We start from the raw sequence: 19683 nt of genomic DNA on the forward strand, positions 1-19683 counted from the left end.
AAGAGGGTCTGGGGAGGGAGAGGTGGCGGTGGGCGATGATGTTGCGTTGGATCTCGTCCGAGCCGCCGTAGATGGTTTCGGCGCGGGAGAACAGGTAGAGGTGTTGCCACTCCGACAGCGCGTCACCGTCGACCGTGGTGGATGACGCGCCGATCACGTCCATCGCGAGTTCGCCCAGGCCGCGGTGCCATGAGCCCCAGAGGAGTTTGGCGACGGATGGTTGGGAGTCACCGGTCAGGGTGTAGGCGCGCATGGTTTCCAGGCCGATCCACGCGCGGGTCAGCCGGTCGCGGATGAGCGGGTCGTCGATCGTGCCGTTGGCGCGGGCCAGCGCGATGATGCCGTCGAGCTCGCGGCGGAAACGGACCTGATGGCCCAGCATCGCGACGCCTCGCTCGAAACCGAGCGTGGCCATGGCCACCTTCCAGCCGTCGCCGACCGACCCGACGACGAGGTCGGGCTCGGTGGTCGCGTTGTCGAAGAAGACCTCGTTGAACTCGGAGGTCCCGGTCAGTTGCCGGATCGGGCGGACGGTCACGCCCGGCTGGCGCATGGGGACGAGCAGATAGGACAGTCCGGTGTGGCGGTGGGAGCCGGGCGTGGTGCGCGCGAGTACGAAGGCCCAGTCGGAGATGTGCGCCCAGGAGGTCCAGATCTTCTGGCCGTTGATGAGCCAGCGATCCCCGTCGAGGGTGGCACCGGTGGAGACGTTGGCCAGATCGGAACCGGCACCGGGCTCGGAATAGCCTTGGCACCACTGCTCCTCCCCGGATCTGATGCGCGGCAGGAAGCGTGCCCGCTGCGCCTCGGTGCCGAACGCCATCAGGGTCGGGCCGAGCAGCTCCTCCCCCACCACCGCGATCCGTGGCGGAGCCCCGGAAAGGGCATATTCCTCGTGTACCGCCATCTGCTGTTCGAGGGTCAGGCCGCGCCCACCGTATTCGACCGGCCAGCCGACGCAGTTCCACCCGCCGTCGGCGAGCGTGCGCTCCCACTGCAGGCGCTCGTCGAGCGTGCCGATCGAGCCGGGCAGGTGCTCGGCGAGCCACTGCCGGATTTCGTGGCGGATGTCCACTGGTGTCTCCTGACGGTCGCGCGTAGGCTCAGCGTACCAAGCAAGTGCTTGTTTGTGACTCTGTTCAGCCGCTGCCTGTAATGACAGTCGGAAGGGGTGCGCATGGAGAGAACCGTTCCAGGCGCGCTTGCCCGTGCGGCGGAGTTGTTCGGCGAGCACGAGGCGATCGCCGACCCGGATGGGCCGCGCCTGACCTACGCGCAGTTGCATGACAGCGTGCGGCGGGTCGCGGGCGGGCTGCGGGCGCTGGGCTTCGCCAAGGGCGACCGGCTCGCGCTGTGGGCGCCCAACACGTACCAGTGGGTGATCGTCGCGCTCGCCACGCACTGGTGCGGCGGCACGCTCGTGCCCATCAACACGCGCTTCACCGGGCCGGAGGCGCAGGACATCCTCGACCGGGCGCGCGCCAAGGCGTTGGTCGTGACGGGCGGGTTTCTCGGTGTGGACCGGCTCGCGTCGCTGGAGCGCACGCCGCCGATCACGCTGACGATCCCCGATCAGTGGGATGAAGTGATTCAAGGCCCGGTGGACGTTGAAGACGTGAGCCCCGACGAGGTGAGCGACATCCTGTTCACGTCGGGGACGACCGGGCGGAGCAAGGGTGCCATGAGCGCACACCGCCAGGCGCTCGGTGTCGCCGGTGCGTGGGCTGCCATCGCGGGGCTCGTGAGCTCAGATCGGTACCTGATAATCAATCCGTTCTTTCATTCCTTCGGCTACAAGGCGGGCATCCTCGCCTGCCTGGTGTCGGGCGCGACGATGGTGCCACAGAAGGTTTTCGACGTGGGCGAGGCCATGCGGCTGGTCGAGAAGGAGCGCATCACCGTGCTTCCCGGGCCGCCGACGATTTACCAGACGATGCTCGATTCCGGTGGGGGCCATGACCTTTCGAGCCTGCGGCTCGCGGTGACCGGCGCCGCGACCGTCCCGTCCGTCCTGATTGAACGGATGCGCGAAGGTTTGGGCTTCGACACCGTGCTGACCGCCTATGGGCTGACCGAGGCGGTGGTCGCGACCATGTGCCGGCCGGGCGACAGCGTCGAGACCATCGCGCAGACGAGCGGGCGCCCGGCGGCGGGGTTTGAGGTCCGGCTCGGCGAACACGACGAAATCCTGCTGCGCGGACCGAACGTCATGCTGGGCTATTTGGACGATCCAATCGCGACAGAGCAGGCCATCGACGCCGACGGCTGGCTGCACACGGGCGACGTGGGGCGGCTCGACGAGGCCGGCAACCTGAGCATCACCGATCGCCTGAAGGACATGTATATCTGTGGCGGTTTCAATGTGTACCCGGCGGAGGTCGAACAGGTGATAGCGCGCCTCGATGGCGTGGCCGAATCGGTCGTCATCGGCGTGCCCGACGAGCGCCTGGGCGAGGTGGGCAAGGCGTTCGTCGTGCCGCGCCCGGGGCACCAACTGTCCACTGAGGACGTTGCCGCACACTGCAAGCGCAGCCTTGCCAACTACAAGGTGCCGCGGCACGTCGAGTTCCGTGCCACGCTGCCGCGCAACGCGTCCGGGAAGCCGCTGAAGCGCGTCCTGCGAGAGGAGGAGTCCGCATGACGGTGGTCGAGTACCAGACACGCGGCCCGATTGCGGTCATCACGATGAACCGCCCGGAGTATCGCAATGCCCAAAACTCGGCGATGACCTATGCACTGGACCGCGCGTTCTATCAGGCTGTCAGCGATGACGCCGTGTCGGTCATCGTGCTCGCGGGCGCGGGCGACCACTTCTCGGCGGGCCACGACATCGGCACGCCCGAGCGCGACGTGGACCAGTCGTTCGATCGCAAGGCCGTGCTGTGGTGGGACCACGTGGGCAAGGAGGGCGCCGACCTGCGCTACGCCCGCGAGATGGAGGTCTATCTCGGGATGTGCCGCCGGTGGCGCGAGATTCCTAAACCGACGATCGCGATGGTGCAGGGCGCGTGCATCGCGGGCGGGCTCATGCTCGCCTGGATCTGCGATCTGATCGTCGCGTCCGAAGACGCCTTCTTCTCCGATCCCGTGCTGCGCATGGGCATACCGGGGGTGGAATACTTCGCCCACCCGTGGATGGTCGGACCGCGCTTCGCCAAGGAGATGTTGTTCACCGGGGATCGGTTCACCGCGCAGCGGGCCTACGAGGTGGGCATGGTGAGTCGGGTCGTGCCGCGGCCTTCTCTGCAGGACGCCGGCTTCGAGCTCGCCGAGCGGATTGCCAAGATGCCGCGCTTCGGGCTGGCGCTGGCGAAGCGGGCCGTGAACCTGTGTGAGGACCAGATGGGCATGCGGTCCGGAATGGACACCGTCTTCGGGTTGCACCACCTGGCGCACGCACACAACGACGCCACGACAACCGACTCGCTCGCGGGCATGGACGCTCGCTCGATGAAGGCGGCATCGTGAACTTGCGCGCCGAAGCACGAGAGTGGTTGCGGGTCAACGGAACGCGGCTGCCCTCGGTGGACACTCCCGAGGGATTCGCCGCGCATCGTGAATGGGAGCAACGACTGTTCGAGGCACGGCTCAGCGTCGTGACGTGGCCGTCGGAATATGGCGGGCGCGACGCGTCGCTACAGGACTGGCTGGAGTTCGAAGAGGAATACTGGGCCGCCGACGCGCCCGTGCGGGTCAACCAGAACGGGCTTTTCCTGTTGGCGCCAACGCTTTTCGCGCATGGCACACAGGCACAGCGTGATCGCATCCTGCCGCGCATGGCCAACGCTGAGGTGGTGTGGGCGCAGGCGTGGTCGGAGCCGTCGGCGGGAAGCGACCTGGCCGCGATCCGGTCGACCGCGACACGGGCCGACGGTGGCTGGGTGCTCAACGGGCAGAAAACGTGGAGCTCGCGGGCCGCGCTTGCCGACCGGGCCTTCGGGCTGTTCCGCAGCGGGCCCGACCGGCACCGCGGGCTGACCTATCTCATGTTCGACCTGCACGCGCCGGGTGTCACGGTCCGGCCGATCCGGCAGCTCAACGGCGAGGCCGGGTTCGCCGAGATCTTCCTCGACGACGTGTTCGTGCCCGACGAGGATGTGATCGGCGGCGAGGGCGAGGGCTGGCGGGTCGCGATGAGCACCGCCGGCCACGAGCGTGGCGTGTCGCTGCGCAGCCCGGGACGGTTCCTCGCGGCGGCGGACCGGCTCGTGCGGCTGTGGAAGGAACGCCCCGATCCGGCGCTGCGCGACCGGGTCGTCGACGCGTGGATCGACGCTCAGGCCTATCGCCTGCACACGACCTCCCAGGGCGTGGAGGCCAGCCTGGGCAAGGTGTTCTGGTCCGAATTGGATGTTCGCATCCACGAGGCCGCGCTGGAACTGCTGGGCCCTTCGGCTCAGATGCGCGGGCGGTGGAGCGATGGGCACATTTTCGCGCTCGCCGGGCCGATCTATGCGGGGACCAACGAGATACAGCGCAACCTGATCGCCGAGCGCATCCTGGGGCTGCCGCGATGAACTCCGAACAGCGGCTGTTCGCCGAGGCCCTGCACGACATGCTGGAGCACTCCTATTCGTGGGAGAAGCTGGCCGGGATGGGAGTGTTCGAATTGGACGCCGCGACGGCGGTGGTCGCGTTCGAGGAGCTGGGCCACCATGCCGTTCCCGGACCGGTGGTCGAAACCGTTGTGGCGGCTTCACTTGTCGCGCTCGACGGCCGCAGCGCGACCATAGGCACGACCTATGCGCTCGACGCCGACGAGGCCGAGCTGGTGCTCGCGCTCGACGGAAACGAGCTGTGGCTCGCCGTGCCGGGCGATCGCATCGAGTCGGTGGACGAGACGCGTCGGCTTTTCGCGTTGCAGCGCAGGGAACTTCTTCGGTCTGATGTGGATGCTCAGGCCGCGCTCGACCTTGGTGCGCTGCTGTGTGCGGCACAACTGCTCGGGTTGGGTCGTGCGATGGTCGAGATGGCAGTCGACTATGCCAAAACGCGGGTCCAATTTGGATGCGAGATTGGCTCGTTTCAGGCCGTGAAGCATCGCCTGGCCGACGCTCATCTTGCGGTCAGCTTTGCCCGCCCGCTCGTGCACGCGGCCGCCGAAACGCTCGCCCCGCGCGACATCTCCGCCGCCAAGGTCAGATGCGCCGACGCCGCGCAACTCGCCGCCCGCGCCGCCCTGCAGGTCCATGGTGCCATTGGATTCACCATGGAGTACCGCCTGAGCCGCTGGCTGAACAAGACGACCGCGCTGATCCCAGCCTGGGGCACGCGCTCGGAGCACCGGGCACGCATCCTGGAGTCTCTGCCATGAGCGAGAGCTCGCCCGAGCGAGTCGAGGGGCATGCGCCGCGCAGTGCAGTTGAGGGACGCCTATGAGTGAGGGCTTGCCCGAGCGAATCGAGGGGCATTTGCCGCGTAGCGAAGCGCAGGGACGCCATGGTGGCGAGGGCTCGCCCGGGCGAATCAGAGGGCATGTGCTCTGGAGCGAAGCGGAGGGACGGCGTTGAACGAACTTCGCGATACGGTGCGCGCGGTGCTCCGGCGGCATCCGGGCCAAGCGTGGGAGAAGCTGTGCGCAGAGGTCGGTGTGACCGGGCTGGCCATCCCGGAGGAGCACGGCGGCGCGGGAGCCGGATTGCCCGAGGTGCATGCGGTGCTCGAGGAGCTGGGCCGCGATCTGACCCCGCACCGACTGCACGGCACGACGCTCGCGAGCCAGGCGCTCCTGCAGGCGGGCGACACGCGTTGGCTCAAGCGGATCGCCGACGGGAGCGTGACGGCCGCGCTGGCTCTCGACGGTGAGCCTTACACGTTGGACGCTCCCGGTGCGGATGTGGTCGTTGCTTCGCATAACGGGCGGCTCTACGAGGCGACGGTGACACGGTCGTGCACCGCGCTCGACGAGAGCCGCGCGCTCGGGGTCGTCGAGCCGGACCTCACCCGGCCGATCGGCTCCGCAAACGCGGGGCGACTGCGGGAGATCGCGTGTGTGCTGCTCAGCGCCGAACAGGTGGGCGCGGCGGCGCGGGCGCTCGAAATCACGGTGGAATACACCAAAACACGAGTCCAATTCGGGCGGCCGATCGGGGCGTTCCAGGCGCTGCAGCACCGCATGGCCGACCTGCACGTGGCGGTCGAGGCGGCACGGGCCGTCTCGCGGGCAGCCGTCGCCGGGCAGGCCCACCCGTCGGTGGCCAAGGTCGTGTGCTCGGAGACCCTGATGCGGGTAGCGGGCGAGATGATCCAGCTGCACGGCGGGATCGGCATCACGTGGGAGCACAGTGCGCACCGATACTTCAAGCGTGCGCACGGCTCGTGGCACCTGTACGGCACGCCCGACGCGCACGTGAAGCGGCTTGCGGCGGCGCGCCTCGACTAGTCTCGACGTAATGCGCCGATTTCCACCGCGATGCTCCGAAAATCAGGCTCCTTCATCACCCCCGCGACGCGCTGCCGCGCTGTGGGGGTGATCCGATGCGATGGGGGCGCATCGGGGATCTGGGCGTGGTCCTGTGCTATCTGCTGGGCGCGGTCTATCTGGCCGGTCCGCTGATCCGCAACGCGGGCCAGGTGCAATTGGTCGTCGGCGGCATGGACCAGATCCAGGAGGAGTGGTTCCTGGCGCACGCGGCGCACGCCCTCACGCAACTGAAGGATCCTCTGTTTTCGACATTGGGCAACTCGCCGCTGGGCATCAACATGATGGCCAACGCGTCCGTGCTCGGGCTCGCCGTCCCGCTGCTGCCCGTGACGCTGCTCGCCGGGGCCGAAGTGTCGTTTGTGGCCGCGCTCGCGTTCGGGCCGGCGGCGACTGCGGCAGCGTGGTACTGGCTGCTCTCGCGGCATGTGGCGGGGTCGCACCGGATCGCGGCGGGGCTGGGCGGCGCGCTGTGCGGGTTCGGGCCCGCGATGGTCTCGCACGCCAACGGCGGCCACCTGAACTGGGTGTCCGGCTTCCTGATCCCGTTGGTGGTGTGGCGGGTCGTGCGGTTGCACAGGCCGCTGCGCCACGGGGTGGTGTTGGGTGTGCTCGTCGCGGCGCAGTGCTTCATCGGGGAGGAGCCGATGCTCGTGACGGCGTTGGGCCTCGCGGTTTTTGTGGTGGCCTATTGCGCGTTCCGGCCGGACGTTTTCGCGCGGCGGTGGCGGTCGTTCGTGGCCGGGATCGGTGTGGCCGGCGTGGTGGGCGGGGGGCTTTTGGCGTACCCGATAAAATTTCAATTCTTTGGCCCGCAAAGTTATCGGGGCATCATCGGCGTCGCGGGGCAGGGAAACGACCTCGCGGCATTGACGGCGATGCCGGGGCAGTCGCTGGGCGGGCACCGGCAGACGCCCACGTGGCTGGCCGTCAATCCGTCGGAGGAAAACGCCTTCCTCGGCTGGACCCTGCTGATCGCGGCGGGCGCGGTGGCGGTGTGGCTGTGGCGTGATTCGGTGCTCGCGAGGGCGTGCGCAATCACGGCGGGGGTCGCGCTGTTCGCCTCGCTCGGCCCGAGCGTGCGACTGTCGGGTGTGGACACCGGCGTGCCGACGCCGTGGACCCCGCTGGCCGGGCTGCCGCTGTTCTCCGCCATGCTGCCCACCCGGCTGGCGATGATCGCGATCCCGGCCATCGCGGTGCTGGTGGTGCTGGGCCTGGCGAAGGCGTCGAGAGCGCCGCGGGTATGGGTCGTTGCGGTTACGGCCGCGGCCCTCCTCCCGCTGATGCCGCGGCCGCTCCCGGTTGCCGATCGCCCGGACGTGCCACCGTTTTTCGCGCAGGACATCTGGCGTGAGTACGTCACGCCGGGGCGGGCCATCGTGTCGGCAGTGCCGCACGACAACGTGTACGGCGAGCCGATGCGCTGGCAGATCGCGGCGGGGATGGGCTTTCGCAACGTCGCGGGTTATTTCGTAGGCCCGGTCGGCTCGGCCAAAGCGGGCTGGTATGCGCCCGATCCGAGACCCACGACGCGGATGTTTCGGGGGGTGCTCGGAAGCGGCAAACCTGCTGTCGCAAGTGGACAGGCAGGCGCGCAGTTGCTCGAAGACCTACGCTATTGGTGCGCCGACGCCATCGTGCTGCCCATCGCACACGAGCCGCTGCGCACCACCATCGACGCCCTCGCCGGGCCGGGCCGCTTCGTCGGCGGCGTCTACATCTGGGACGTCCGCGACCTCACGAAGTCGGGCCTCTGGAAGCCTTAGCGCGGCGGGAGCGGCGGACCAGACCGCGCACGTAGGCGGCCTGGCCGACGTGCTGGTCGTCGTCGTTGAGCACGCTGACCAGCCGGACACCGAGCGTCACCGGTGGATCCCAGGCCTCGTCCACGACCCGGTCCAGATCCTTGGCCGTGAGGCCAAGCAGCAGCTCGCGGGTGCGCGCGGCGACCGCGTTGTAGTACTCGACGAGCACCTGCGCGCTCTCTGGCCGGACCGCGGCGACCTGCTTGGGCGTGTGACCATATCCGGTGTTGGCCGGGTCGGGGTCGAGCCCGAAGCGGCCGGCCCAGCCGTCCTGCACCCACACCTGATCCTGCGCAAGGATCTCGGCGACGTGGTCGTCCTGGATCCGGGTGAGGTGCCAGACGAGCCAGCCGACCGAGTTGGCGCCCTCCGCTGGGGCCCAGCGCAACTCGTCCGGGGTCAGGCCGTGCACCGCGGACCGGACAAGGTCGGGAAGTCGGTCAAACGCCTCGGTCAGCAGATCGCTCACATCCACGACTTCTACTATCCACCGAGGCCGGCTCAGGGATGCGACTATTGGGGGTGTGGGCGGTAGAAGAAAGGCGGCGGAAAAGGCGTCCGCCTGTCTGTGTTGCCGTCACCGCACGTTTGCCGAGCGCGGTGACGGCTATATCTGCCCGGTCTGCTTCTGGCAAGATGACGGCGATGCCCTCGACCGGCCCAGTGCGGCGAACGGCGGCCTGACACTTGCGCAGGCGCGTCGCAACTACGCGGCCTTCGGCGCCTGCGAGGAGCGGTTTCGAGACGTCGGGTCCGAGGGACGGTTTCGAGATATCGGGTCCGAGGGGCGATGAGAGCCGAGGAGCCCCATGAACGAGAAGATGGACGCCGGCAGGCATAGCCCGAGCCGGACCCAATGCAGGGCTTCGAATTCTTGAGCTGTCTGCCTGAGGGTCTGCGCGGAGTGGACGGCCGTCCCCTCGATAAACATGATCGTGTTGCGGGGCCAGAAGAACAACGCCGAAAACAGGAATTCGCCGAAGAAAATGATCAGGACGCTGATCAGAAGCCAGCGGCGAACGTGCTTGACCCGCCAAGAAAGGATCAAGGCACCGATCCCGGTAGCCAGCATGAGCATTCCCACGGGCGGAAAGAAGTCGGCCGGTCCCACCTTCATGAACGCCACGGCCGCCGCCAGTGAGGCGGGTGCGTCCCGGAATATGTTCGGATAGAGGATCAGCGTTTCGAACGTGATGGCACCGAGGAAAATCATCAGCACCCAGTGATACGCCAAGACAAGTGCGAATCCTATTTTCGGCTTCATGAGTAGGCACGCTACATGTAGGCTGCTTATGTATGGATCCGGGATTTCCCCTAGATTCGCCGGTCGCGACATACTGGCAGGCATGGACCCGATCGAGCAGTACCTGGCGGAGCTGGACCGGGTGCTACGCGGTCCAAGGCACGTCAAGGCGGATCTGCTCGCCGAGGCTCGCGACAGCCTGCACGACGCCATGGAGTCCTATATGGACGGTGGCGTGGCGGCCAGGCCGGCAGGCGAGCGAGCCGTGGCCGACTTCGGCGAGATACCGGTCGTGGCCGCCGGATTCCAGGCGGAACTGAGCCGAGTGCAGGCCCGCCGCACAGCCCTTTGGCTGATGTTGGTCGTCGCCGCACAGCCTCTGGTGTGGGGCCCGTTGCGTCCGGGCGGCGCCGCATCGGACCCCACGGCCGCGCAAGCCCTGATCGATCGCTTCATCGACACCCTGGGATTCGTGGCGATGACCGGCGGGCTGCTGGCGTTGCTCGCCTGCGGCATCGGGGTTCGTCTTTTCGGTGTACGAAGGGAAGTCGCCCGCATCACCGGCGTGTTCACGCTGACGGTCGCGGCCGGGTTGGTCGCCATGAGCTCGGCCATGATGGCTGGTGTGGATGGGGATCAGCTGTGGTCGCCGGCCGGCCTGCCATGGGCGTTGATCTTCCTGGTCTCCCCCATGGCCGCGGTCGCCCGGTCAGCCCGCCGGTGTCTTGCTGCCGCTTAGCCGGGACGCGTCGCAGGCGACGGTCGCAGCACATCTTCGATGACGCCGGCGAACTTGCGCCAGCCGCGACGCTCCTCTTTCAGGCGTTTATGCCCGGCCTGGGTCAACCGATAGGTGCGCCGCTCCCGCCCGCCCGCCGTGCCCCATTCACTTTGCAGATATCCCGCGGCCTCCAGGCGGCGCAGCGCCGGATAGAGCGTGCCGGTCGGCATGTCGAGCTCGCCCCCGCTGCGGACGCGAAGCGCCTCAATGATGGCGTATCCGTGCAACGGCTCGCGCTCCACGACCGCGAGAATCAGCCCGTCCAGATGCCCGCGCACGGCGTCCGCCTTCATGTAGACAGCTTACCTATACGGCCACCGACGGGTGAGGCGCAAAACGCCCGCCCCAAATGGGAACAGTCCATTGTGGATGCCGAGGGTTCGGAGGTGCCGCCACCGGCTAGTGCGCCCACGCGCCGGACCGGTTGAGCGCGCGGGCGACGACGTCGAGCCCGGCGGCGCGGGACGCTTTGACCAGCACGGTGTCGTGCGGACGCAGGTGGTCCGCCAGCCAGGTCAGCGCCGAGTGGATGTCGCTGACACCGACGCCGCCGGCCGGGTGTGCCGCCGCGCCCACCGCCAACACGATGTCTACGCCGAGGACTCGGGCGAAGGTGCCGACCTCGGCATGGGCCGGCGCGGAAGCCGTGCCCAACTCCCGCATCTCGCCAAGGACTGCGACCGTCCGGCCGGCACGCCCGCTTCCGATCGACACGAGAGCCTTCAGCGCGGCGTGCATCGACTCCGGGTTGGCGTTGTAGGTGTCGTCGATCACGATCAGGCCATCGTCTCGTTGCGACACCGCCATCCGCATCGACGAAGGGCTCTCGACGGTCGAGAGCCTCTGCGCGATCGCCGGCAGTTGCTCGCCGACCGCCAGTGCCACCGCTGCGGCGGCGCAAGCGTTGATTACCTGATGGGCGCCCGATTGCCGCAGGCGTACCGTTTCCCACCTACCGGCGTAACCGAGCGAGAACGACGGCCGGGCAAGCCGGTCAAGGCAAACGTCGCGCCAGGTCACGTCCCCCCGCTCGCCGAAGGTGAGCACCCGCGCCGGCGTCGGCATGGCAGCCACCCGCGGGTCGTCGGCGTTGAGGACCGCGACCCCGTCACCGGGCAGTGCCGCGGGAAGCTCGCCTTTGGCGGCCGCGGTCAATTCCAGCGAACCGAACTCGCCCACATGTGCCGACCCGACTCCCAGCACCGCGCCGACACGGGGCCGCGCGATGTCGCACAGATAGGACAGGTGACCGACACCCCGCGCGCCCATCTCCAGTACCAGAAAATCGTTTTCTGCCTTGAGTTGCAGTGCCGTAAGCGGGACGCCGAGCTCGTTGTTCTGGTTGCCCTTTGTCGCCACGGCGCCGGGCAGCAGGGCCGCGAGGTAGTCCTTGGTGGTGGTCTTGCCATGCGATCCGGTCACCGCCAGCACGGTCGGCGCGACCGCCGCGACCACATGCCGCGCCAGCCGGCCCAGTGCCACCACCGGATCGGGTACGACAACGGTCGGGCGGCAGGTGGGACGCGAGCCGAGGACCGCGTGGGCGTGGCCGGCGAAGGAATGCCCGTCGACCCGCTCGCCGGCGATGGCCACGAACAGGCCCTCGCTGTGCGGGGAGCGGCTGTCCAGATAGGCGGGACCGGTGACAACGAGCGTGGGATCACCGCACACGGCGCCCCCGGTGACGGCGGCGATCTGGGCAAGACTCAGCGGGATCATGGCTCGATCCTGTGCGGGTCGTGGCCCGGCGGCCTCCTCCCTCGGGTCCGGCGGCTCAGTCCTGAGGACCGATCATCGGCACCTCAGACGGAGGCACCGGCCTCACCGCGCCGGTCACCGTAATGCCATGACCCTCCTGCTGTCCGATCCGCGGGTGGCCGCCGTGCCCGTCCGCGATGTCGACGAGCCCCTTGTCGCCCTCGATCCCGGTTTTGGACCCGGCAATGCCTTGGTGCGCCGCGAGTTGGCCACCAGGCTGCAGTACGCGCGGGAGGCCCTGCCCACGGGGATCCATCTGCGCGTGGTGGAGGGCTACCGGCCCGCGCACAGGCAACAGGCGATCATCGAGCGCTACTCGGCCGAGATCCTCGCCGAGCGTCCCGGCATCCCGGAGCACGAGCTTCGCGTGCTCACGAGCCGCTTCGTCGCCCCGCTTGAGGTGGCGCCGCATGTGGCAGCCGCGGCCGTGGACCTGACCCTGACGGATGAGCGAGGCGACGAACTCGATCTGGGCACCGCGATCGACGCCACGCCGGAGCAGTCCGGCGGCCGCTGCTACTTCGCCGCCGACGGGATCAGCCGAGAGGCGCGGGCCAACCGCGACCTGCTCGCCCGGGTGCTGTGCCGGGAAGGGCTGGTCAACTATCCCACCGAGTGGTGGCACTACTCCTATGGCGACCGCTACTGGGCATTGGCTACCGGCGCCGGTGCCGCCCTGTACGGCCCGGTCCTCCTATGAGCCTGCTGGCGTTGCGGCCGCATTCTCTTCAGCAGGCGACCCTTGAGGTCGACCTCGGCGCTGTCACCGCCAACGTGCGCACCATCAAATCTCGTACGGCGGGCGAGCTGATGGCGGTGGTCAAAGCCGACGGCTTCGGCCACGGCCAGATCGACGTCGCGCGTGCCGCCCTCGCCGGTGGCGCGACCCGCTTCGGCGTCACCGGCATCGACGAGGCCCGGCCGCTGCGCGAAGCCGGCCTGACCCAGCGCGTGCTGAGCTGGCTCAACCCGCCCGGCGCCGACTTCGCCGCGGCGGTAAGGCTCGACATCGAGCTCGGCGTTCCCGGCCTGGACCACCTGCACGCGATCGCCCGTACCGCCCCCGGCGCCCGGATCCACCTGCAACTGGACACCGGCATGGGGCGCGACGGCGCCGAACCCGCCCAATGGGATCGGCTGTGCCGGGCCGCCTGGCAGCTTCGCGAGTCGGTGCGCGTGGTCGGCATCATGGGCCACCTGCCCTGCGCCGACCAGCCCGGCCATGCCGCCAATGCACGGGGCCGTGACCTGTTCGTCTGGGGTCTGCGGGTGGCCAGGGCGGCGGGCCTGTCCCCGGCCGATCACCACCTCGCCGCGACGGCCGCCACGCTCAGCGATCCGCTGTCGCACCACACCATGAGCCGTATCGGCGCGGGCCTGGTGGGCATCGACGAGTCGGGCACGGTACGGCTGCGGCCCGCGCTGACCCTGACCGCCCCGCTGGTGACCATCCGCAGCGTGCCGGCCGGCACCTCGGTGGGCTATGGGCACACCTGGACGGCCAGGCGAGCGACCCGGCTGGGCTTGATCCCGGTCGGCTACGCCGATGGCCTTCCCCAGCTGGCCTCCGGTCGCGCCGAGGTCTGGGTGGCCGGCACACGCCGCCCGGTGGCCGGACGGATCTCCATGGACATGACCGTCATCGATCTCGGGCCTGACACCCCCTTGTCCCCCGGTGACCCCGTAATCGTCTTCGGTCCGGGCGACCGCGGCGAGCCGACCACAGCGGAATGGGCCACCTGGGCCGAAACCCTCGAACACGAGATCGTCACAGGACTCAGCGCACGGCTACGCCGAAAGACCACACTATGACTCCCTCGGTTGTCGGCGCGCGGGGTCAGACCGTCGTGCAGGTACGTCACGGCGGATGCTGGCGGTCGAGGCAATGCTGTTGTCAGTGGTGGCCACCCTGCTGGGCACCGTGCTGGGCGTCGGGTTCGCCTGGGTCGGCTGCGAGACGTTCGTCAAGCGGGCTCTCAGCGACGCCACCTTGCGAATCCCCTGGCTGGAACTCGTCCTCGTCGTCCTCATCGCTGCCCTGGCCGGACTGCTCTCCTCTGTTCTACCGGCACGCCGGGCCGCCCGGGTGACTCCGGCCGCAGGACTATCCCTCGACTGAAATCGGCTATACCGAAGGAGCGCCTCATGATCCCCACCTCCCGCGTCGCCGTCATCGGCGGCGGCCGCAACTGCGAACACGAAGTCTCCCTCGCCTCGGCCGCCGCGGTGGCCGACGCCCTGGAACGAGCGGGCTACCACGCCATGCGCCTCACCATCGATCCCAACGGCGTCTGGCGCGACCGGGAAGACCGCCCGATCGGTCTGGCAGGAGCGGTTCAGGTCCTGCGTTCCTGCGCGGTGGCTTTCCCGGTGCTGCACGGTCCGCATGGTGAGGACGGAACCCTGGCGGCGCTGTGCGACCTGGCCGACGTGCCGTGGGTGGGATCACCGCTGGGCGCCAGTGCGCTGGCGATGGACAAGTGGGCGACCAAGCTCGTCGCCGGCGCGCTCGGCATCGCCACGGTGCCCGCGCGGTTGCTCACCCGTGCCAACGCGCACTCGTACACCTTCACCCACCCGGTCGTGGTCAAACCCGTCGCCGCCGGGTCCAGCCGCGGGGTCAGCGCTCTCCGCGAAGCGGCCGGGCTCGGCCCGGCCCTGGACGCCGCGTTCACCTACGACGACCGGATCCTCGTAGAGGATCTCATGATCGGCCGTGAGATCGATCTGGCGGTGCTGGGCCGCCCTGACGGATCGCGTGTCGTGGCACCGGCGCTGGAGATCGTCGTACCCGATGGCGGGATCTTCGACTATGCCGCCAAATACGACGGCGCGCCGGACTTCCTCGTCCCCGCCCCGCTGGACGAGTTGACCCGCACGCAGCTTGAGCAGGCGGCGGTGACGATGTACGACGCGTTGGGCTGTGCCGGGATCGCTCGGGTCGACTTCTTCCTCGCCGAACACGGGCCGGTCCTCAACGAGGTGAACACGACGCCCGGCTTCACCGCGCAGTCGCAGGTGCCCAGAATGTTCGCCGCGACGGGAGTGTCCTTCGACGCTCTGCTCGATCTACTGGTACGCGATGCGATGCCGGCTCTTATTCCCGGCCCCGACCACTGCCAGAAGCACGGCTTCGCCTGAACAGAGAGACAACCGAAACCAGCGTGGCGATCATCACCTGCTTTGCAGGTCGGGCCCTGCGGATGGTTCCCTTGCGGTGGCTCTCACTTCCGGCCCCACCCACGCCGGAAGCACGGCTCAGCCTGATCAGAGTTAGAATCTTCCCCCACCCACCTGGATGACCGGATGAGCGAAACGGGTTGGCGCCCATGGTTGCCCGAGGCGATCGCGGCGCTCATGGTGCTCGCGATCGGCTTCACCGAGGCCGTCCTGTTCTGGGCGATGACAGGCGGCCACCTGGCCGGCTTCGCGCAGGCGCTGGTGATCGCGGTCGCGGTGGGGATGTGCCGCCGGGCGCCCGGTGCAGCGCTCGGACTGGTGTGGACGCTGGGCCTGATCCACGTGCTGTTCGGTGCGCCGATCATGCTGATCGAGTTCGCGTTGACCGCCGTGTTCTTCGGCGGCGCGCGCTGGGGCCGCCTGCCGACCGTGGTGATAAGCGCGCTCTCCGTGCCACTGGCCGTGGTCGTGGCGTTCGTCGTGCATGAGCGCAGAATTATCAGCCTCCATCTGCTGCTGGGCGGATCGAAGCTGGGCGACATCATGCGCGAGCAGCCGACCCTGCGGCTGGCCCTGTCGCTGATCGGGTTGCTGATCGTCGCCACTCCCTGGCCGACCGGGCTGGTCATGCGCTTCCTCGAACGGGCGAGCACGTCGCGGGTGGCGATGCTGGCGGCGGAGGAGGCCGCCGCCGGGGCTTGGCGCGAGACCGAGCATGCCCGTGAAATCGCGCATCTGCGCGATCAGCAGACGCGCCTGGCCCGTGACGTCCACGATGTCGTCGGCCACTCGCTCGCGGTGATCCTGGCACAGGCGGAGTCTGGCCAGTACCTGGACGAACCCGCGAAGTTGAAGAAGACCCTGCAGACCATCGCCACGTCGGCGCGCTCCTCCCTGCAGGATGTACGGCAGGTGCTCTCCTCGACCCAGGACACGACCATGGTGCGCGGTGATACGGACCGGTTCGACAGTCTCATCGCCGGGGTGCGCGGCAGCGGACACGAGATCGTCGCCACCGAGCTGGGCACCCCGCGCCAGCTGCCACCAGAGGCCGCGGCGGTGGCCTACCGCGTTTTCCAGGAGATGCTCACCAACGCCATCAAGCACGGCCGGCGGGACCACCCGATCGTGGCCGAACGGCACTGGCCGGCGGCGCAACCGGCCGGCGGCTTCACCGACACCTTGCGCATCGAGGTGACCAACATGACCGAGTCCTCGGATCACGCCGGCGCCGGCCGTGGCCTGGACGGTATGCGGCGCCGGCTCGAAGCGATCGGCGGCCACCTTGACGTGCGCCGCCGCGAGCAACCCGCCGGCATCAGCTTCAGCGTGACCGCGTTCGTGCCGGTGCGGGGCGGCGCGTGATGAGCGACGAGATCACCGTGCTGCTCGTCGATGATCAAGAGCTCTTCCGCGAAGGGGTACGAGTCATCATCGACGCGCAGGACGGCATGCGCGTGGTCGGTGCGGCCGGCGACGGGCTGGAGGCGGTCCGCCTGGTCGACGAGTTGCGGCCTGACGTCGTCCTGATGGACATCCGGATGCCACAGATGGACGGCGTCGAGGCGTCCAGGCAGATCTTCGCACCCGAGCGGGTCGCCCGGCGGACCAAGCCCGTCCGCGTGATCGTGCTGACCACCTTCAATCTCGACGACCGGGCCGCGACCGCGATTCGCCACGGCGCCAGCGGCTTCCTGCTCAAGGACACCACGCCGCTGATGTTGCGCGACGCGATCCGCACCGTCCACAGCGGCAACGCCGTGCTCGCCCCGCAGGACCTGGCCACCTTGCTGGACAAGCAGTTCCAAACCGCGGCTCCCCCACCCGCGGCGTTCCTCGGGCTCACCGACAAGGAACGCGAGGTGTTCACCGCCGTGGCCCGCGGTCTGTCCAATGCGGAGATCGCCGGGGCCGTGTTCGCCGGCGAGTCCACGGTCAAAACCCATGTTGGTGCCATTCTGCGCAAGCTGGCGCTGCGCGACCGGGTCCAGATCGTCGTGTTCGCCCACGAACACGGCCTGGTCTAAGCGATCCCACCGCAAAGCGGTACGACGCCGGTGCCCGTTGTCGAGCGCGTGGGCGAACGGTCAGGCGATCTCGCGCATGTCGGCTTCGATGCGTTTGGCGGTGGCCAGCAGTGGGGGCAGGAACTCCTTGCGCATCGTGTCGAGCGACGTGCGGCTCGCGTGCGCCGAGACGTTGACGGCCGCGACCACATGCCCTGAGCGATCGCGGATCGGTGCGGCCACGGCGCGCAGGCCCTCCTCCAGCTCCTGGTTGACCAGTGCCCAGCCCTGCGCCCTCGCGCGGGCCACCTCCGCGCGCAGCGCCGCGACCGTGCCGACGGTCCGTGAGGTCAGGCGCTCCAGGCGCACGCTTGCCAGGTACCGTTGCAAATCCTCTTCGGACAGTCCGGCAAGCAGCATTCTGCCCATCGACGTCGCGTAGGCGGGAAATCGCGTCCCGACGCTGATGGCGACGGTCATGATGCGCCGGGTCGGCACGCGCGCCACATAGACCACATCGTCGGCGTCCAGAACGGACACCGACGATGACTCGTTGACCTCCGCCGCCAAGGTTTTCAGGTGGGGCAGCGCCACCTCGGGCAGGGTCAGGCTGGACAGGTAGGCGTAGCCGAGCTGCAACACCCGTGGCGTGAGCGAAAATCGGCGCCCGTCGCTGCGCACGTATCCGAGAGTGGCCAGCGTCAGCAGGAAGCGCCGCGCGGCCGCGCGGGTCATCCCGCTCGTCGCGGCCACCTCGCTCAGCGTGAGCTCGGGCCGGGCCGAGTCGAACGCGCGGATGACGGCCAGCCCGCGTTCCAGCGACTGCACGAATTCCGTCACCGCACCAACCCCAACTCGGCCAGCACCCGGTGGGCCACCGCGAAGCCCGCGTTGCCCGCGGGCGCGCCCGCGTAGACCGTCGTGTGCAGCAGCACCTCCTGGATCTCCGCGGGAGTCACCCCGGCGCGCACTGCGGCCGCGACATGCATCGCGAGCTCCTCCTCGCACCGCATCGCGGCAAGCAACGCGATGGTGAGGCAGCAGCGCGTCCGCCGGTCGAGCCCCGGCCGAGACCACACCCGACCCCACGCCGACTCCGTCACATATTCGTAGAACGGCGCGGAGAACTCGGGCACCTCGCGGTCGACGTGTGCGTCGCCGAGCACCGCTCGCCTGGTGGCCTCGCCTTCATTGGACACCGAGAAACTCCTTGAGCAGGCTGTTGACCGCGTTCGGCCGCTCAACATTGGCCAGATGCGCCGCGTCGGGGAGGAATTCCAACTCGGCCAAAGGGATTTCCTCGGCGATCCGCACAGCGTGCTCGGGCGGCGTCGCGTGATCCTGCTCCCCGGCGACCACCAGCGTGGGGCAGATGATGCTGGGCAGCAACGGCTCCAGGTTCATCTCCGCAAGGGCCGCGCAGCAGGCCGCGTACTCCTCCGGCCGCGTGGACATCAGGATGTTGCGTGCCCACGCCGCCACCGCGGGGCTGCGGCGATGGAACTCGGGCGTGAACCATCTACTCAGGACGGTGTCGGCGACCGCCGCCATGCCGCCGGCCCGCACGAGCGAGGCCCGCTCGGCCCACATCTCCGGCGGCCCGAGCCTGGCCGATGTGCAGATCAGCGCCAGCTTGCGCACCCGGGTCGGGGCGTGTGCGGCGACCCACATGCCTACCATGCCGCCCAGTGAAACCCCGGCGAGATGGGCGCTCGTGATCTCCAAATCGTCCAGCAGCGCGATGAGATCTTTACCCAAATCCTCTATCTGGTACCGGCCACCGCCCGCACTGGGCGAGCCGCCATGCCCGCGATGGTCGTAGCGGATCACGCGGAACGCTTCGCCCAGCGCCTCCACCTGCGGCTGCCAGATGGCGCCCGTCGTGCCGAGCGAGCCGCCGAGCACGAGCGCGGGCCCATCCCGCCGCCCGCTGATCGAATAGTGCAAGTGGACAGTCTTCATCGCTTCCCCCGCATGCTGAACAATTCGATCCCGTTTTCGGCCCTGCCGCCGGCGCTCAGGTTAGCCGCCATCGCGTCGCGGTTCACGCGCAGCCCCGTCAGGCACGCGCGCAGCCAGGCCGCCGCCGATCCGGTCGAGATCAGCAGCTCGCGCATGGGCCGCCACTCCGCGTGCCAGGCCCCGGCCGCGCGCTGATGCTCCTGCACCATCGCGCTCAGCACGGTGGCAACGAGCCCCGGCGACTGCATCGCGCTCGCCACCGCGCAGATCGAGGCGACCGGGTTGCGCTTGTGCGGCATGGCCGTCGAGCGCCCCGGGCTCGCCTCGTGAACCTCCCCCACCTCGGTCTGCGCCAGCAGCGTCACGTCGCGGGCCACCTTGCCGACCGCGCCGCACGCCAGGCCCAGCGCCGCGGCCAGCTCGCCCACCCGGCCGCGGTTGGTGTGCCAGGACATCGCCGGTTCGGCCAGGCCGAGCCGCGCGGCCAGGCCGGGCACGGCGGGTTGCGTGCCGACCGCGCCGCC

The 19683-nt window shown here is 69.0% G+C and carries 23 protein-coding genes; 14 read left to right on the forward strand and 9 right to left on the reverse strand.

Annotated features, from left to right (window positions below):
• The coding region (locus DM816_RS28500) for an acyl-CoA dehydrogenase family protein (RefSeq protein ID WP_425455281.1) at positions 1 to 1075 on the reverse strand (1075 nt) is incomplete at its 3' end.
• A 102-nt stretch (positions 1076 to 1177) separates the two neighbouring features.
• Here DM816_RS28500 and DM816_RS28505 point away from each other — a divergent pair.
• The 6 genes from DM816_RS28505 (at position 1178) to DM816_RS28530 (ending at position 8190) form a co-directional block, all read left to right on the forward strand.
• Positions 1178 to 2641 (forward strand): FadD3 family acyl-CoA ligase, encoded by a 1464-nt coding sequence (locus DM816_RS28505; protein WP_117213475.1) that lies wholly within the window; start codon positions 1178 to 1180, stop codon positions 2639 to 2641.
• On the forward strand, positions 2638 to 3468 hold the full coding sequence (locus DM816_RS28510) for an enoyl-CoA hydratase (RefSeq protein ID WP_117213476.1): 831 nt from the start codon (positions 2638 to 2640) through the stop codon (positions 3466 to 3468). The genes DM816_RS28505 and DM816_RS28510 overlap by 4 nt, the downstream gene beginning before the upstream one ends.
• Entirely contained in the window at positions 3462 to 4517 is a 1056-nt protein-coding gene (locus DM816_RS28515; RefSeq protein ID WP_117213477.1) for an acyl-CoA dehydrogenase family protein, read from the forward strand. Before DM816_RS28510 ends, DM816_RS28515 begins: the two co-directional genes overlap by 7 nt.
• The gene (locus DM816_RS28520) at positions 4514 to 5314 is read left to right on the forward strand and encodes an acyl-CoA dehydrogenase family protein (protein WP_117213478.1); all 801 of its coding nucleotides are present in this window, start codon (positions 4514 to 4516) and stop codon (positions 5312 to 5314) included. The genes DM816_RS28515 and DM816_RS28520 overlap by 4 nt, the downstream gene beginning before the upstream one ends.
• A 192-nt stretch (positions 5315 to 5506) precedes the next feature.
• A complete protein-coding gene (locus tag DM816_RS28525) occupies positions 5507 to 6382 on the forward strand; it encodes an acyl-CoA dehydrogenase family protein (protein WP_211588892.1) in 876 nt (291 codons plus the stop codon).
• A gap of 95 nt (positions 6383 to 6477) precedes the next feature.
• Positions 6478 to 8190 (forward strand): DUF2029 domain-containing protein, encoded by a 1713-nt coding sequence (locus DM816_RS28530; protein ID WP_117213480.1) that lies wholly within the window; start codon positions 6478 to 6480, stop codon positions 8188 to 8190.
• Here DM816_RS28530 and DM816_RS28535 read toward each other — a convergent pair.
• On the reverse strand, positions 8162 to 8704 hold the full coding sequence (locus tag DM816_RS28535; protein WP_117213481.1) for a mycothiol transferase: 543 nt from the start codon (positions 8702 to 8704) through the stop codon (positions 8162 to 8164). The genes DM816_RS28530 and DM816_RS28535 overlap by 29 nt on opposite strands.
• A 49-nt stretch (positions 8705 to 8753) precedes the next feature.
• Between DM816_RS28535 and DM816_RS28540 the strand changes: the two genes are divergently transcribed.
• Positions 8754 to 9023: a CPCC family cysteine-rich protein gene (locus DM816_RS28540; protein ID WP_117213482.1), complete on the forward strand. Its 270-nt coding sequence runs from the start codon at positions 8754 to 8756 to the stop codon at positions 9021 to 9023.
• Here DM816_RS28540 and DM816_RS28545 read toward each other — a convergent pair.
• Positions 8936 to 9493 (reverse strand): DUF1772 domain-containing protein, encoded by a 558-nt coding sequence (locus tag DM816_RS28545; RefSeq protein ID WP_162907930.1) that lies wholly within the window; start codon positions 9491 to 9493, stop codon positions 8936 to 8938. The genes DM816_RS28540 and DM816_RS28545 overlap by 88 nt on opposite strands.
• A gap of 82 nt (positions 9494 to 9575) precedes the next feature.
• Here DM816_RS28545 and DM816_RS28550 point away from each other — a divergent pair, with 82 nt between their 5' ends.
• Complete coding sequence (locus DM816_RS28550; RefSeq protein WP_162907931.1) at positions 9576 to 10211, forward strand: hypothetical protein; 636 nt, start codon at positions 9576 to 9578, stop codon at positions 10209 to 10211.
• Here the strand turns inward: DM816_RS28550 and DM816_RS28555 are convergent.
• Positions 10208 to 10546 carry a PadR family transcriptional regulator gene (locus tag DM816_RS28555; RefSeq protein ID WP_117213485.1) on the reverse strand — a complete coding sequence of 113 codons (339 nt, stop codon included), beginning with the start codon at positions 10544 to 10546 and terminating at the stop codon, positions 10208 to 10210. The genes DM816_RS28550 and DM816_RS28555 overlap by 4 nt on opposite strands.
• Positions 10547 to 10652: 106 nt before the next feature.
• Positions 10653 to 11972 carry a UDP-N-acetylmuramoyl-tripeptide--D-alanyl-D-alanine ligase gene (locus DM816_RS28560; protein WP_117213486.1) on the reverse strand — a complete coding sequence of 440 codons (1320 nt, stop codon included), beginning with the start codon at positions 11970 to 11972 and terminating at the stop codon, positions 10653 to 10655.
• Positions 11973 to 12099: 127 nt separating this feature from the next.
• Here DM816_RS28560 and DM816_RS28565 point away from each other — a divergent pair, with 127 nt between their 5' ends.
• The 6 genes from DM816_RS28565 (at position 12100) to DM816_RS28590 (ending at position 17218) form a co-directional block, all read left to right on the forward strand.
• Positions 12100 to 12711, forward strand: a complete 612-nt coding sequence (locus tag DM816_RS28565; protein ID WP_117213487.1) for a M15 family metallopeptidase — start codon at positions 12100 to 12102, stop codon at positions 12709 to 12711.
• Positions 12708 to 13823, forward strand: a complete 1116-nt coding sequence (gene alr, locus DM816_RS28570; RefSeq protein WP_117213488.1) for an alanine racemase — start codon at positions 12708 to 12710, stop codon at positions 13821 to 13823. Before DM816_RS28565 ends, alr begins: the two co-directional genes overlap by 4 nt.
• 55 nt (positions 13824 to 13878) lie before the next feature.
• Positions 13879 to 14130 (forward strand): FtsX-like permease family protein, encoded by a 252-nt coding sequence (locus DM816_RS28575; RefSeq protein ID WP_117213489.1) that lies wholly within the window; start codon positions 13879 to 13881, stop codon positions 14128 to 14130.
• Between the two features lie 26 nt (positions 14131 to 14156).
• Positions 14157 to 15152 carry a D-alanine--D-alanine ligase family protein gene (locus DM816_RS28580; protein WP_117213490.1) on the forward strand — a complete coding sequence of 332 codons (996 nt, stop codon included), beginning with the start codon at positions 14157 to 14159 and terminating at the stop codon, positions 15150 to 15152.
• Between the two features lie 165 nt (positions 15153 to 15317).
• Complete coding sequence (locus tag DM816_RS28585; RefSeq protein ID WP_117213491.1) at positions 15318 to 16556, forward strand: sensor histidine kinase; 1239 nt, start codon at positions 15318 to 15320, stop codon at positions 16554 to 16556.
• Positions 16556 to 17218 carry a response regulator gene (locus tag DM816_RS28590; protein ID WP_117213492.1) on the forward strand — a complete coding sequence of 221 codons (663 nt, stop codon included), beginning with the start codon at positions 16556 to 16558 and terminating at the stop codon, positions 17216 to 17218. The genes DM816_RS28585 and DM816_RS28590 overlap by 1 nt, the downstream gene beginning before the upstream one ends.
• Before the next feature lie 60 nt (positions 17219 to 17278).
• Here the strand turns inward: DM816_RS28590 and DM816_RS28595 are convergent, their stop codons facing one another.
• The 4 genes from DM816_RS28595 to DM816_RS28610 all read right to left on the reverse strand — a co-directional run.
• Entirely contained in the window at positions 17279 to 18037 is a 759-nt protein-coding gene (locus tag DM816_RS28595) for an IclR family transcriptional regulator domain-containing protein (RefSeq protein WP_117213493.1), read from the reverse strand.
• Complete coding sequence (locus DM816_RS28600) at positions 18034 to 18396, reverse strand: carboxymuconolactone decarboxylase family protein (protein WP_246002343.1); 363 nt, start codon at positions 18394 to 18396, stop codon at positions 18034 to 18036. Before DM816_RS28600 ends, DM816_RS28595 begins: the two co-directional genes overlap by 4 nt.
• Complete coding sequence (pcaD, locus tag DM816_RS28605; protein ID WP_117213495.1) at positions 18386 to 19159, reverse strand: 3-oxoadipate enol-lactonase; 774 nt, start codon at positions 19157 to 19159, stop codon at positions 18386 to 18388. The genes DM816_RS28600 and pcaD overlap by 11 nt, the downstream gene beginning before the upstream one ends.
• On the reverse strand, positions 19156 to 19683 hold a 528-nt coding region (locus DM816_RS28610), incomplete at its 5' end, for a lyase family protein (RefSeq protein ID WP_246002344.1). The genes DM816_RS28610 and pcaD, both read right to left, overlap by 4 nt.

This window comes from Allorhizocola rhizosphaerae (assembly GCF_003426775.1).
In the GTDB taxonomy this organism is placed as follows: Bacteria; Actinomycetota; Actinomycetes; order Mycobacteriales; family Micromonosporaceae; genus Allorhizocola; species Allorhizocola rhizosphaerae.